Consider the following 12,487-nt stretch of genomic DNA (forward strand, 5'->3'; position numbering starts at 1 on the left):
GCCGATAGTCTATTGAATGCAACGCCCGTGCGGCCATCGGCCGCTGCGGTCATTTGCCGCAGGTGCCCGTCGGATTTGAATCGCCGCAAAAGGCGAATATGTGACCGACCGATCACATTTACATGCATCTGGGTATCAAAATGTGGCTGGCAGGGGTCGGGGCGATCGCGGCAACCGTCGTCGTCGGGCTTTTCGTGCAACGCTCGGTCATCCGCGATCAGGGCATCGAGCTGACCCGTGACGCGATGCGCGGCGCGGTGCTCGAAGCGGAAAACGTCCGCGAGGCCATGAGCGAACTGCAAGAGAACGATGTGTTCGATCGGCAGAAACTCATCAAGGAAGTCGACGCCGGCGTGCCGTTGCGCGAGACGCAGCTGTACAAAACCGTGCCGATCGTCGCCGCCTGGCAGAGCATCGCGGCGCTTGCCGAGGAGGAAGGCTACGACTTCCGCGTGCCCAAGTTCCAGCCACGCAACCCCGACAACGAGCCGACCGACGACGAAGCGGCCATTCTGAACCAGCTGCGTGAAACCGGGGCCGAGGACTACTTCCGTATTGACGAAGAAGCCAACCAGATGGTCTACGCCCGGCCGATCCACCTGACCCAGGACTGCCTCGCCTGTCACGGCGATCCGGCCACCAGCCGCACCGGCGACGGCAGGGACGTGCTCGGTTTCGAAATGGAAGGCTGGGAAGTCGGCGACATGCGCGGCGCGTTCGTTTTGCGTGCGGACATGGATCGCGTCGACAGCGTCGTCGCCGCCGGGTTTACAAGGGCACTGCTGTGGATGGGGCCGGTGTTCCTGTTCGTCGCAGCCGGCATCTGGTGGCTCAACCGGGCCTTGATCATGAAGCCGATCGGACGCGTTGTGTCAGCATTGACTGATGCCTCGACCCGCACCCGTGTCGCCAGCGGGCAGATCGCCGCGAGCAGCGAGGCGCTTGCCCAGGGCACGACCGAACAGGCGGCCGCGTTGGAGGAGACCGGCTCGGCGGTAGCCGAGATCGACAGCACCGCCCGCGACAACGGCACCCGCACCCAATCCGCCAACGACTTGGCCAGCAAGAGCCGGTCCGCCGCCACCGCCGGGGCCGACTCGATGCGTGAATTGGATCAGACGATCAACCAGATCAAACAGCAGGCCGACGCGACCGGCGAGATCATCACCCGCATCGAGTCGATCGCCCAGCAGACCAACCTGCTCGCGCTCAACGCGGCGGTCGAAGCGGCTCGCGCCGGCGAAGCGGGCAAGGGGTTTGCCGTCGTCGCCGAGGAAGTTCGATCCCTGGCAACGCAAGCCTCGGACGCCGCAAAGGAAACCGAGCAACTGCTTCTGCAAAGCAACGCCGCCGCCGATCAGGGTGTCGAACGCGCACGCCGCGCCGCCGAAGCCATCGGCGAAATCAACGCCGATGTCGAAACCCTCACGTCACTCCTCGGCGAAGTCGCCGACGCGACCACCGGCCAAGCCACAAGCGTGACGCAGACCAACACGGCGATCGAAGAGATGAACCAGGTGACCCAGCAAAACGCGGCCGTCGCCGAAGAGTCATCCACGGCCGCAAAGGAGTTGAGTCATCAAGCGGAGAAACTCGACACGGTCGTCGCCGAGCTGGCCACGATGGTCGGCACGGTCACGACACCATCGCCGACCCGGGCAGCGGCGTAGGCACGAGCGACCGGTAGACGTCCTCGAGCCCATCGACCATGGCCTGTGTGCTGAACGTCTCCCGGCAAAACGCCCGGCCGGCCTCGCCCATGCGGCGCCGCAATGGCGCGTCGCCGGCCAGTTCGACGATTCGGTCGGCGAACACCGACGTATCGAACGGTGCCACCGCCCAGCCCGTCTCGCCTTCGATCAACGCCTCGGCGTTGCCGTCGATGTCGTAGGTCACCACCGGACAACCCGCCAGCGCCCCCTGCGGCAACGCCCGTGCTAAGCCTTCGCGGCGTGACGGGTGGGCGACGATGTCCAACGCGTTGACCAACTGCGGAATCTCGCTGGGCGGCACGAGCCCGGTGAAGATGAACCGATCGGTCAATTCCGCGCCAGCGATTTGCCGCTCGAAACTGCCACGCAGACTGCCGTCGCCGATCCACACGAATCGCAGGTTCGGGAACTGCTCGCAGAGTCGCGGTGCATGGGCGATGAGATCCTCGTGGCCCTTGAGGTCGAACAACCGTGCGATGGTGCCGACCGCGACGTGATCATCGGCGAGGCCGAGTTGTTGCCGCACGTCGGCACGCGGCACCGGCGGGTCGAGGAACGGCTCGACATCCATGCCGCTGTGGACGGTGACATATTGGTCGGGCTGACCGATGTTGCGGGCCAGCGACTGTTTGGCCATCGCGTCGGCGACGCAGACGATCTTGTGGCACCAGCGGGCGGCGCGTCTCTCGGCGTGGACGTAACCGGTGTTCACGAACTTCGATGTCGATGCCGTGAACGCCAGGCCGTGGATCGTGTGAACGATGGCGGGGACGTTCTCCTTGTGGGCCGCATAACGGCCGAGGATGCCGGCCTTGCTCGAATGCGTGTGCACCACGTCGGGTTTGCGTTCGCGGATGAGCGACCGCAGCCGCCCCACCGCACGCCAGTCCGTCACCGGCCGTAGCGCACGCACCAACGTCGGCTCGACCACGACCTCGTACCCCGCCGCGTTGGCCCGCTCGACCAGCGATCCCTCCGGCCCGACGCTCGGCCCGGTGATCAGCGTGACGTCATGCCCCGCCGCGTGCTGACCCTCGCACGAAAGCAACGTGTTTTCCTGCGCCCCGCCGACGATCAAACGCGTGATGATGTGGACGATGCGCATGGAGTTGAAACACGATACGGCGGCGTGCGTGCAGGCAAAAGTGGACGACACGTCGTCAGCCCAAACCGACCGATGCATCCGGTGCGGCTATAACCTCGCCACGCTTGCGGATCGTCAGCCTTGCCCGGAATGCGGGCTGCTCGTGGGATTGAGTCGATTGCCGTCCGATGAACTCCGCAACGGCCGGCCAGCCTGGTTGAAAGGATTGGTGATCGGTGCGGCACTCATCGGGCTTTCCGTTCTGATGCTACCGATCGTGGTGGTGACCTTCTCAACGTTCTCGCTGAACTTTACCGACGAGTGGACGATGGCGATCGGGCTGTCGGTTGCGTTGTTGCCCAGTGCTGCCTTGTTCCTGTCGGGCATGTGGCTGCTCAGCAGGCCAACGGGGCCGGGGCGACCGGACGGGGATCTGACGCTGCGACTGCTTGCGTTGTGGATGGTGATCGCCGCAGCCGGACCGATAATCGCTTACTACGTCCTTCGGTTCAGCGGGTCGATTGCAACGATGTCCGTCGTGACCGGCGTGCTCGCCGCTTTGGGTGGCGTTGTTGCCATCGCGCTGTTTCGTCGGCTCGCGGTCTTGGCACGACGCGCCCCGGCCCCGTTGCTCGCCGGCGATATGCCATGGATGGGATGGATCGTCGCGTCGGCATTTGCAGTGCCGCTGATCGTGACGCTCTTCCACATTTTCCCGCCGACGATTCATCGGCATTGGACGGTGTACCCGTGGCTGCTGGCGATCGTGTTTGTCACCACTGTGTGGTGCTGGTCGATCTACCTCATGGTCCGCGCCGCGATCGCGTTCCGTCAGCCGTTGATCCAAGCTCGCGAGATGTGGCGAGAAGGCGACTTTCGACAAACGGCCGAACCACAGGCATGATCGCGAAGAGGCACGAAACGCCGCAACTCGCCGTTCCGTGTCGAGTGTGGTCGTTATCATCGCTTTCGAAAGGACGCCCCAATGACCGCAGACACCGCCGAGCGTCGCAAACTCGAATTCACCAGCATCGAGCAGATCGAGGCCGATATCGATCACCTGCGCGAAGCGGGTTACGACCAACGCGGGCAATGGCCGCTCGGGAAGATCTGTGCGCACCTCGCGATGGTGCCGGAGAAAGTCATGGACGGGTTCGGCTTTTTCCCGACCTGGCCGATCCGGCCGATCCTGCGCCGGACCTGGCTTCCCAAGTGGCTCAGCGAGGGCATGCCCAGCGGCATCAACGGACCCAAATCCTTCATGCCGCCCGACACCTGCGACGACGACGAACAAGTCGCCCGGCTCAAGCAGACCCACGCCCGCTGGACCACCCACACCGACAAGCTCCACCCCAGCCCGCTCTTCGGCAAGCTCGACAAGTCGACGTGGAACGCGCTGCACTTCGTGCACTGCAACCATCACCTGAGCTTTCTGGTGCCGCGTGATTCGAAAGCCGATTGAAATCCGCCGATCGCCGGCCTAAAACATCGCCGCAGCCGGGGCACGAAGTAATCCGGCACGCAGGCCCCATCGTCTAGTCAGGCCTAGGACACCAGGTTTTCATCCTGGCGACACGGGTTCGAATCCCGTTGGGGTCACTGAGGTCGGCACCCCGCCGGCCGACCGGAGAGGTGGCGGAGCGGCTGAACGCGCCGGTTTCGAAAACCGGTTGACCCGTCAGGGTCACGGGGGTTCGAATCCCCCCCTCTCCGCTTCATTTTCTCGATTTTCGCCCCCGCCAGTTTGTAACCAAGCGCCCGGAATTGCACGGGACCATCTGGGATTACGCGGGACGCGCCTGCTACGAGCCAGGAAAACGAAACATCTCGCGAATCACCCCAAAGGCCCACTTGGCCAAAGCCGCGATAACTCCAATTCGCAAGGCCGCGAAGAGGACCTGCGAAACGGCCACACACCACTGCCACCACCGACTCGAACCTGCAGATTCAAGCTCGTCGAGGTCGTCCATCAGATCACAGACCAGCGATTCGCGGTGCTTCTTCGGCAACAGTTTGGCCAAATGCCTGAGCTGCGTCGAAACGGGCTGTCGTTGCAACTTGACGAAAACCTCGACGCACTTACTGAAGAGTGCCTTCGGTGTCCTGATTAAGGCCACAAGGTCTTGCCGGAATGCTTCGGTGATTTGGAGACGAACCGCGAGATTGGTCAGGTCATCGTCAGGCTTAACCCATTGCAACCCGGAACTAATTCCCCGCACCCCATCGTGTGCATCGGTCAATTCGGCGATTACGCGATCCAGATCCTCCTGTTGCGACTTGAAGACGCACAGCGGACCGAGGTCAAGATCAATGTGCAAGCCACCCGAAGGCCCGACAGATGCATTCGCGACAGCTCGATCAACGACGCGGCGAGCTCTCTCGACCTGCCACGGAAAGAGCCGTTTGAGATGTCCAACAGCAATCGCGAATAGCTTCGCAAACGCTCGAAGACACGCCAACTCCCAAGGGTGTAGTTCTGGCCTACGCATAACCCAGTCCTCCTCCCTGCCAGTGGCGAAGCTCCTCAACGATTGCTGTGGCGGCAGCCACCCCCGACCCGGTCAACCAAAAGTACTTTCGTCGATTGCCGCCCTTTCCGGGGATCGGATCGCCCTCACGAAAGTCCACGAGCCCGGCCTCAACAAGTCGGTCGAGCGTTACATAAAGCGTTCCAAGTGGGATTCGCCCGCCCACCTGCTGAGCAGCATCGCGAATTTCCCGCCCGAACATTTCACCGCTGGCAAGCAACGCACACAGGATGCGGTCTTTGGTGCTCATGCCAACAAATGTAAGCATTTCTCTGTAACAGGTCAACTCGGAGTTCTTTGACCGGCAGGAACACCATGGCGCAAAAGTAGATTCGAGCCATAAACGTCGCTGTCCGTCTTGCCGATTTTCGACGAGGCACACTACCGCCTACCGCTTCTTCGAGGGCATAATGGCCGTGATCGAGGGCATGCAGCCCGGCGACGAGACCTATTGGCGGGAAAAGGCCGCCCGAGGCGGGCGACGTCGCTAACGAACACCAGACGACGTTGTCTCGGCGATCGCCCGATTGTGTTCCGACTTTCTAGTTGCGGCACCGCGTGAGGGCAGATTTGGCGTGCTGCTTCGTCAAGCAAGCGGCCCGGATGGCCGATGCGCGGTTGGTGAGACGGAGTGTTCGTGTGTCACCCGGGGACAGGGCCGCGTTGGGACTTTGAATGCCATATCTGCTCGGACATAGCGGACAGAAGTCCGGGCCGGCTCGGCTTGGTGCCGACGATGTCGCTTCGCGGGTGATCGCGGCGCGGATCGTGCTCGGGCTGGGGGCGATCGTGTCGCTGGTGGTGCTGCTCGCGTGGCCGACCGGACTGGCGCAGGTGCGCAGCCTCGTGGTCGGGCTGCCGAGCATGAAGGCGAACACGGCGTTGGGGTTGACGCTGCTGTGCTTCGCCGGGTTGTGCGCGACGTGTCTTTCGCATGCCGGCGTTCATTGCCGACGCACGGTCGCGATGGCTCTGGCATCAGGCGCGGTGCTGCTAGGGACGGCCACGCTCGTCGAGATCATCTTCGCGATCGACCTTGGCATCGACACGCTCATTGCTAACGACGCCGCATCGACGCAGGCGGGTCTCGCGGCCGGCCGAATGTCCGCGGCAACGGCTTGGTCACTCACCCTCCTGGGGAGCGGCCTGGTTGCGGGCCTTTTGCACTGGCGAAGAACGGCGCAAGCCGCAATCGCGATCGCGGGCCTCTCGGGTCTGCTGGCAACGCTCGCCTTCTTCGTCAACGCGGCACGGCTGTGGGACAAGCTGCTCTTCTCGACCATGGCGGTCCACACCGCGATGCTCGTGACAGCGATCGCGATCGGGTTCCAACTGGTGCTACGGGTCAACCTTGTCGACTCCACGCCCGAGTATCGCGACCGGGTCCGTGGCCACGTCGCCAAGGCACGCCCGGTGTACCTCGCGGTTCTTGCGACGCTCACGCTCTGCCTCACGGCAACGGTGATGCTCACGTTCCAATCGACCGCGAGCATCCGTCGCACCGCCGCCGCTGACTTCGACCGGCTCACCGAGCGCATCTCCCGCGAGACGCAACGGCGTGTGAACCAGCCGGTCTACGGTCTCCGCGGCGTGCGAGGACTCTACGCCGCGAGCCGGTCGGTCGAACGGCACGAGTTCAAGACGTTTGTCCGAACGCGTGACATGGCGGCGGAGTTTCCCGGGGCGCTGGGGATCGGGTTCATCATCCGTGTCGACCGTGAAGACCTCGATGCGTTTGTCGAAGCCGAGCGTGCGGACGCGGCACCAACTTTCGAAGCACACCGGGGCAATCTGATCGAAGGCGACGTGCTCAGCCCGGGGCACGACGACCTGTACATCATCCAGCACATCTATCCGCTCAGTGCCAATCGCGCGGCATTGGGATTGGACGTCGGGTCGGAACGGAACCGGCGCACGGCGGCGGAGGAGGCAGTCCGCACAGGTCGGCCCACGATTTCCGGTCGCATCACGCTCGTGCAGGCCGAGAAGTTTCGTCCCGGGTTTTTGTACTACGTCCCGGTGTTCGAGAACGGCCGCACCCCGGCGACGGCCGAACAACGCAAGGCCGCCCTGATCGGACTCGCCTACGCGCCGATCCTCCTTGACGACGCCATGATCGGCGCGATCGAGAGCATCGACCACGGCCTCGAAGTCAAGATCTACGACGGTGCCCATCTCGTCGACACGGCCCTGCTCTACGAATCGAACGAATCCAGTTACGCCCAGCGGTCGGCCATGTTCGCCGACCACACGCCGATCATGGTGGGTGGGCGCACGTGGACCGTGGTCACGCGCAGTTCGCCACAGTTCGAGGCGGGCATCGACTACGCGGCAGCGGTGATGACCGCGCTGGTGGGGGTGATGCTCAGCGTTCTGGCGGCCGCCACGGTTTGGCTTTTGGGCATTGGCCGATCGCGTGCGGTGTCGATGGCCAGGGCGATGACCGGCGACTTGGCAACGGCCAAGGAAAAGGCCGAAGCCGCCAACCGCGCCAAAAGTGAGTTCTTGGCCAACATGAGCCACGAGATCCGCACGCCGATGACCGCGATCCTCGGCTTTACCGACCTGCTGACCGATCCGAACCAAACGAGTACGAACCGCACCGATTACGTCAAAACGATCCGCCGCAACGGCGAGCACCTGCTCGGCGTGATCAACGACATCCTCGACCTCTCCAAGATCGAAGCCGGCCAACTCGCTTGCGAGAAGATCCCCTGTTCCCCACGGCAGATCGTCGAGGAAGTCGCGTCGGCGATCCGGCCGCGCGCCTTGGCGAAAAACGTCGATTTCCGGCTGGACTACGCCGACGACCTGCCGGAGCGGATCATCACCGACCCCACGCGGCTGCGGCAGATCATCATCAATCTCGTCGGCAATGCCGTGAAGTTCACCGAGGCCGGCCACGTCAAGCTCGCGATCAGCCGACAGATCGGTGCCGGCAACGCCAACCTGGTCCGCTTCGAGATCAGCGACACCGGCATCGGCATGAGCGAAGACAACCTCGCTCGGCTGTTCCGCCCCTTCGCCCAGGCCGACGGCTCGACAACCCGCAAGTTCGGCGGCACCGGGCTCGGCCTCGTCATCTCCGAACGGCTCGCCAAACTCCTCGGCGGTTCCATGAGCGTGGAGAGCACCGAGGGCGCAGGCAGCACGTTCGCGTTCACGGTCGACGCCGGAAACCCGAACGACGCGGCACTGGCCGAAGCCGACGAACGAACCCGTACCGCGAAGATGCAGGAGACGCTACCGGCGCAGCTCACCGGACGCGTGCTGCTCGCCGACGACAGCGTCGACAACCGTCGGCTCGTCTCGGCACTGTTGGCCAGCACGGGCATCGAGTTGGCTGCAGTCGAGAACGGTCGCGACGCGATCGACCGCATTGTCGAAGCCGACCGCGACGGCAAAGCCTTCGATGCGGTGCTCATGGATATGCAGATGCCCGTGCTCGACGGGTACAACGCCACGCTGGAGTTGCGTTCGCTGGGCTTCGAGCAACTGCCGATCCTCGCGTTCACCGCCAACACCATGGACGGGGACCGCGAGCGTTGTCTCGATATCGGCTGCAGCGGATTCATCGGCAAGCCGATCCGCCATGCCGACCTGATCGCTGAACTCGCCCGGCATCTCGGCACGCCCGTCCCCCCCAAACTCCACAGCGAACTCGCCGACGATCCGCTGATGGCCGAACTCATCGCCCAGTACGTCAGCGAACTTCCCGAGCACGTCGACCAGTTGCTCAACGGACTCGACGCTGGCGATCTGGAAACCGTCCGTGTTACCTTGCACCAGCTCAAGGGATCGGGCGGCGGCTATGGCTTCCCCCAAATCACCGAAGCGGCCGCCCACGCTGAGCAATGCGTCATCAACAACGCCGGCGACATGGCCGCTGCGGTACACAGCGTCATCAACATCATCGAAAGCATCGAAGGCTACGAAGCGCCGCAACGACGCGCCGCCTGATTCGGTTCAGACCGCCTCGATCTCGACACTCCCGGCAAGGGCACGCTTGAGCACCATCTCATGAGCGTCGTGGTAGTTGTGTACGACACTTTCCCAGCTGTAGCGGCCACTGCCGGACTCGACGCGGTTGCGTAGCTCGATGCGCTCCCGACGATCCCGACGGGTGAAGTGTTCAAGGAACTCGGCCAACGCGATCGCCGAATGATCAAACGCCGTCTTGCTGCGACGCAGGACGTAGACGCCATCGTCCGTCTCGCCGTGGTTGGTCGCGAGGCAATAGCTGCCGAAGCCGGAAAGATCGGTCGTCACTGCGGGCAAACCTGACGCGATGCATTCCATCGGCGTGTAACCCCACGGCTCGTAGCTGCTCGGAAACACCCCGAGGTGACAGCCACGCACGAAGTGCTCGTAGTCCATGCCGAGCAGCGGTGACGTGCTGGTCATGAACTGTGGATGGAACACGACCTTGACCGGATCGTCCGGGTGGTTGAGCAGGTTGCGATGTCGCAGGTGCTGGAGAACCGGATCGTCCGCATCGTCGACCAGATCGTGCGTAACGATGGACGGATGCCGTGAGATGGTGCGGGCATTGATGGCGCGCTTGAGACGGATCTCGGCGTCCTCGGTGATGAGTTCACCACGATGCACCATCCGCCCGGCCGCGGCGGCGCGGAACAGAACCCGGCCGATCTCCTCGGTGAGCTTGTCGCAGTAGCTACGCAGATCGTCGGTGAGCGCCTGGTTCTTGAGCGTCTCGACGTTGATGTTCTTGACCGCCGCCTTGGTCACGATGAATGCGATGACCGTCGGCACTTCATGACCTTCGGCCCGACGACGCTTGAGCCGATCGTTGAGCCGCCAGAGACTCTCGAGGAACAGGTCCATCCCCTTGTTGCGGTACTCGTAGCGGCCGGACGTGAAGAGGTAGAGCGTGTTGTCGAGGTCGAAGCTGCCGGCTGGAAAGAAGTGACCCATCACGAAATTGTGAATGTCCTCCTTCGCACGGTTGTGGAGAAACTGGAACTCGTGCGGCGCTTCGAACCGCTGGATGTCCAGGCCGTTGGGCAAGATCGCGTCGGGCGACCGGCCGAGCAGGTGGCGTGCTTCGGAGCCGGTGATCTCGCTGACGGTCGAGAACACGTTGGCCCCGTGCGCCGCGGCCCGTTCGAGACGGAATCGTGTGGCGATGTTGTAGTGCGACGCAGCGGCTTCGGCGTCGATGTGCTCCAGCGACTCGTACAAATCCTCGACGTCATTCGCGAGGTAACGACCCAACAACGTGGCGTGAGTCGTGAAGACCGTGGCGACGACGTTGCCGTTGAACTTCGGCGAGTCCGTGTGCTGCAGATGCGCCAACCGGGGCACCGCGATGCCGGCCATCCACTCGTGGAAATGCCCGATCACCGGCCCCGGGCAATGTCGGGCCAGCGCGGCCAACACCTCCGTGCACGCGAACCCGAACGCCACCGTCTCGTCGATCTCCGCATCGCCGTCCTGGATCGGAATGCCGTGGTCGGCGTGCATGAAGTACTTCCACTCACCCAACCGGTGCATGACCGAGCGGTGGTCGATGAGAAGCGTGGTCGGCCGACCGTTCACCAACCAGAGTCCGTGCAGCACGTTGATACCGTCGCCGCGTAGCTCTTCAAGGGCATCCGCGAGCCAACCTTCGGCGGGGCGTTGCTCGAACTCACCGTGCGCGGTCGCCGGGTTGTACGGCCCGATCAACGCATAGCGGTCTCCCCACCGCCGGGTCATCGCAAGCGCCTTGGTCCGCAGCACCGTGTAGATACCACCCAATTGCCAACAGACTTCCCAGCCGACTTCAAACAAATATGGATCGCCAGCGGTGGTGTCGGATGGAGCGAGCGGATCCCGAACAAAATCCTGTCTTGAGGCGGCAGGCGTAGCACGATCGGCCATAGGCAACATAGTACGGTTCCCCTGGAACCATGCACGCCGATGTTGGGCTTGTAGCGATCATGCCGACCGACTTCCGGGTTTACGAAGCCGTGGTGCGGGTAATGCGCGAACAGCCGATAAAATTCGTTGACCAGATGTTCCCCTCGGCTACATTACCAACGGAAACGAGCCTTGGAGCAACGTTGCCCTAAAGGCCTATTTGTTTGACAAACTAGCTCCTCTGGAGGGAGAAATGATGAATCGACTTGCAATCGCAGCTTGCGCTGCGCTTTTCGTGAGCAGCACCGCTTTCGCTCAGACCGAACTCTACAGCACCTTCGTCGACGACGGGACGGGTGGTCTTGATCTTGATTCGACGCTCGTCGCCGGTGCCGGTGGAGGCTTTAGCATATTGACGGTCGGCGGCGATGTGACTGCCGATGGCGACGACCTTCTGATCGACGGATTCGGCGAAGACTACGTTGCGGACACCACCGAGCCGTTCATTCTGCTCGATTCGATGGGCTTTGTCGGCGGGTTGGACATCACCGACGCAGCCGGTGCCGACATCGCAGGCTCCGCAGGCGATTTGGTGATCGCATTCTTTGACTCAGCAGGAACATTTGTCGACTTAGGCCTCTTCACATTAGGGGAAGGCAGTTCGATCTTCACGCTGACTTTTGGCGACGATTTTTTCATTCCGTCGTCCGGTAGCGTGATCTTTGCGGCACTGCCTGACACGGCAGTTGACGCAACCCTCGGTACCCCCATTGCCGATGCGACGCTCGCAACGACGCTGTTTTTCGCACAGGGCAATGTCGTTGGTACCACCGACGCTGCAGTCACCGCCGTGGCCACCGATAGCGTTATCACCACCGCAGATGTTGGCGGTATCGATGACATTTACGCCATCAGTCTGGTCGGAACGCCGGCTGCTGCGATCCCCGAGCCCGCCTCGCTGGGCCTTCTCGGTCTTGCCTCGCTCGGCCTCTTGCGTCGCCGCACAGCTTAAGGCAATCCCGCCAAAATCTACTTTCGACTTCAATGCCCGTGACCTCATCGGTCACGGGCATTCTTCTTTGCAGACTGGGCTATGCCAGGCGCAGGCGTATGGGACCTTTCGCACGGCTTGGATCGACCGTGCGACCGTTCTGCTTGATCACGATCTTGCCATGCTCGACGAGGCGGCGGGCGGCCATGCGGGTCGGCTCCATGAACATTCGCCAGTCTTCCCCGCCGACGGCGCGGGCGGCTTCGCTCGGACAAATCGTCTTGCCCACGCCACGGTCGCCGAGCAGCCG

Annotated in this window: 10 protein-coding genes and 2 tRNA genes; 7 read left to right on the plus strand and 5 right to left on the minus strand. The window is 63.0% G+C overall.

All coding sequences use genetic code 11. From position 1 onward, the window contains the following. The first annotated feature begins 122 nt into the window (after positions 1-122). On the plus strand, positions 123-1,670 hold the full coding sequence (locus AAGD32_13395; protein MEM8875237.1) for a methyl-accepting chemotaxis protein: 1,548 nt from the start codon (positions 123-125) through the stop codon (positions 1,668-1,670). Here the strand turns inward: AAGD32_13395 and AAGD32_13400 are convergent. Next, entirely contained in the window at positions 1,636-2,817 is a 1,182-nt protein-coding gene (locus AAGD32_13400) for a glycosyltransferase family 4 protein (GenBank protein ID MEM8875238.1), read from the minus strand. The two genes, AAGD32_13395 and AAGD32_13400, sit on opposite strands and share 35 nt — an antisense overlap. 157 nt (positions 2,818-2,974) lie before the next feature. Here AAGD32_13400 and AAGD32_13405 point away from each other — a divergent pair, with 157 nt between their 5' ends. From AAGD32_13405 to AAGD32_13420, 4 genes are all read left to right on the plus strand, one after another. Next, entirely contained in the window at positions 2,975-3,700 is a 726-nt protein-coding gene (locus AAGD32_13405) for a hypothetical protein (protein ID MEM8875239.1), read from the plus strand. Positions 3,701-3,781: 81 nt separating this feature from the next. Further along, the gene (locus AAGD32_13410) at positions 3,782-4,258 is read left to right on the plus strand and encodes a DUF1569 domain-containing protein (GenBank protein ID MEM8875240.1); all 477 of its coding nucleotides are present in this window, start codon (positions 3,782-3,784) and stop codon (positions 4,256-4,258) included. Positions 4,259-4,320: 62 nt separating this feature from the next. After that, positions 4,321-4,395: transfer RNA gene (locus AAGD32_13415), tRNA-Glu, on the plus strand. A gap of 27 nt (positions 4,396-4,422) precedes the next feature. Beyond that, positions 4,423-4,509 (plus strand) — tRNA-Ser (locus AAGD32_13420). 89 nt (positions 4,510-4,598) lie between these two features. Here AAGD32_13420 and AAGD32_13425 read toward each other — a convergent pair. Then, positions 4,599-5,114, minus strand: a complete 516-nt coding sequence (locus tag AAGD32_13425) for a hypothetical protein (protein MEM8875241.1) — start codon at positions 5,112-5,114, stop codon at positions 4,599-4,601. Between the two features lie 163 nt (positions 5,115-5,277). Beyond that, entirely contained in the window at positions 5,278-5,574 is a 297-nt protein-coding gene (locus AAGD32_13430) for a PadR family transcriptional regulator (protein MEM8875242.1), read from the minus strand. A gap of 425 nt (positions 5,575-5,999) precedes the next feature. On the opposite strand from AAGD32_13430, the gene AAGD32_13435 reads away from it, so the two are divergent. Continuing rightward, positions 6,000-9,284, plus strand: coding sequence for a CHASE domain-containing protein (locus AAGD32_13435; protein MEM8875243.1), 3,285 nt, complete (start codon positions 6,000-6,002; stop codon positions 9,282-9,284). A gap of 6 nt (positions 9,285-9,290) precedes the next feature. Here AAGD32_13435 and AAGD32_13440 read toward each other — a convergent pair whose 3' ends face one another. Then, positions 9,291-11,117: a glycosyltransferase gene (locus tag AAGD32_13440; GenBank protein MEM8875244.1), complete on the minus strand. Its 1,827-nt coding sequence runs from the start codon at positions 11,115-11,117 to the stop codon at positions 9,291-9,293. Positions 11,118-11,442: 325 nt separating this feature from the next. Between AAGD32_13440 and AAGD32_13445 the strand changes: the two genes are divergently transcribed. After that, entirely contained in the window at positions 11,443-12,198 is a 756-nt protein-coding gene (locus tag AAGD32_13445) for a PEP-CTERM sorting domain-containing protein (GenBank protein ID MEM8875245.1), read from the plus strand. Between the two features lie 79 nt (positions 12,199-12,277). Here the strand turns inward: AAGD32_13445 and AAGD32_13450 are convergent. Further along, positions 12,278-12,487: DUF3253 domain-containing protein (locus AAGD32_13450; GenBank protein ID MEM8875246.1), on the minus strand; the 210-nt coding region annotated here is incomplete at its 5' end.

The sequence above is a fragment of the Planctomycetota bacterium genome, assembly GCA_039182125.1.
Lineage (GTDB): Bacteria > Planctomycetota > Phycisphaerae > Tepidisphaerales > Tepidisphaeraceae > JBCDCH01.

What these genes read in the sequence shown, in the direction of transcription:
- AAGD32_13395 (MEM8875237.1), top strand. Translation starts at nt 123, where the DNA reads ATGCATCTGGGTATCAAAATGTGGCTGGCAGGGGTCGGGGCGATCGCG.
- AAGD32_13400 (MEM8875238.1), bottom strand. Translation starts at nt 2,817, where the DNA reads ATGCGCATCGTCCACATCATCACGCGTTTGATCGTCGGCGGGGCGCAG.
- AAGD32_13410 (MEM8875240.1), top strand. Translation starts at nt 3,782, where the DNA reads ATGACCGCAGACACCGCCGAGCGTCGCAAACTCGAATTCACCAGCATC.
- AAGD32_13430 (MEM8875242.1), bottom strand. Translation starts at nt 5,574, where the DNA reads ATGAGCACCAAAGACCGCATCCTGTGTGCGTTGCTTGCCAGCGGTGAA.
- AAGD32_13435 (MEM8875243.1), top strand. Translation starts at nt 6,000, where the DNA reads ATGCCATATCTGCTCGGACATAGCGGACAGAAGTCCGGGCCGGCTCGG.
- AAGD32_13445 (MEM8875245.1), top strand. Translation starts at nt 11,443, where the DNA reads ATGAATCGACTTGCAATCGCAGCTTGCGCTGCGCTTTTCGTGAGCAGC.